The sequence below is a fragment of the Nocardia sp. NPDC004722 genome (assembly GCF_053601505.1).
This window is the reverse complement of the sequence record NZ_JBSGBY010001042.1, coordinates 1-1,530: the sequence shown is the minus strand read 5'-3', so window position 1 is coordinate 1,530 and position 1,530 is coordinate 1. Positions and strand designations below refer to the sequence as shown.

Genomic DNA, 1,530 nt, shown 5'->3' with positions numbered 1-1,530 from the left:
TTGCTGAGAGACTCGACCAGCACCGCCTCCACATCCTCGGCCAGCGACAGCGGCAGCACCGACAGCGGCCCGGAGACGTGAACGGTGGTGCGCAGCTTGGTTTCCGCGGTCATCTCCGCCACCAGATCGTGCAGGCTCTGATGCAGCGGCGCCTGCCCGATGGCCCGCCCGTGCAGATCGAAGATGGACTGCCGGATGTCCTGCACGATGGTCTGCAGATCATCCAGACTCTGGTGCAGCCGGTCGCGGATCTCCGGGGACCGAATCCGCTGCGCTGTCCCCTGCAACACCAGCCCGGTCGCGAACAGCCGCTGGATCACCCGGTCGTGCAGATTGCGCGCGATGCGATCGCGCTCGGAGAGCACATCGAGTTCCCGCATGCGGGACTGGTTGTCGGCCAGCCGTAATGCCAGCGCCGCCTGACCGGCGAACACCGTCATCATGGCGATGGCCGAGGCGTCGAAATCCGGTTCCCCGGGCGCCCGCAACACCCCGAGCACACCCAGCATGGATCGGCGCGCCCGCAACGGCAGCAACAGCACCGGCCCGAACTCGGTGTGCGAGTCCGGAAACGGATTGAGCGCCAAGCCTTCGGTGACCAGGCAGTCGGCGGTCCGGAACACGGTGCCGGTGTGCGAGCCCTCGACGGGGATGCGGCGCGCGAGCAGCGCCTCGGCGGGCACTCCGGCCCCCGCCGAGACGATCAGTTCGGTGACCGCCTCATCGGCGAGCTCCAGATCCTCCGGCAGCGCGACATACGTGCACACCGAATCCGTCAGGGCCAGCGCACGATCGGCGATCAGCTCGATCACCTCCGCCGGATCACCGCCACCGAGCAGTTCGGTCGCGACATCGCGAATCGACTCCAGCCACAACTGCCGCAACTGCGACTGCGCGTACAGGCGCGAATTCGCCACCGCGATACCGGCCGCCGCCGCCAGCGCTCGCACCACCACCTCATCGTCCTCGGTGAACTCGAGCCCGTTCACCTTCTCGGTGAGGTACAGGCTGCCGAACACCTCGTCGCGCACCTTGACCGGCACACCCAGGAAACTGTGCATCGGCGGATGGTGCTCGGGGAACCCGATCGAGGCCGGATGATTCGAGAGATCCTTCAGCCGTAGCGGTTTCGGCTGCTCGATGAGCAGCCCCAGCACACCGCAGCCGTGCGGCAGATCGCCGATGAGCACCCGGGTGCGCTCGTCGATGCCCTCGTAGACGAACTGCGAGAGATTGTCGCCGCTGTTGCGGGTCTCGCGCACTCCCAGCGCACCGTATCGGGCATCGACGAGTTCGATCGCGGTGTGCACGATGGTGCGCAGCGTCTCGTCGAGGTCCAGCCCGGAGGTGATCACGAGCATGGCGTCGATCAGCCGGTCCATCCGATTGTGCACATCGGCGACCTGCGCGATGCGTTCCTGGACCTCCGCGAGAAGTTCACGCAGCCGCCACTGCGACAGTGCCTCCACCATCGGAGTCCTGTCACCGGCACTGGGCATCGAGCCGCCCGACATGCGGCAGATTCTTCCA

1 protein-coding gene is annotated in these 1,530 nt (G+C 66.9%); it reads right to left on the bottom strand.

Annotation, left to right across the window (positions count from 1 at the left end; genetic code table 11):
- Positions 1-1,514: sensor histidine kinase (locus ACWELQ_RS45495; protein WP_452403160.1), on the bottom strand; the 1,514-nt coding region annotated here is incomplete at its 3' end.
- Positions 1,515-1,530 lie beyond the last annotated feature (16 nt).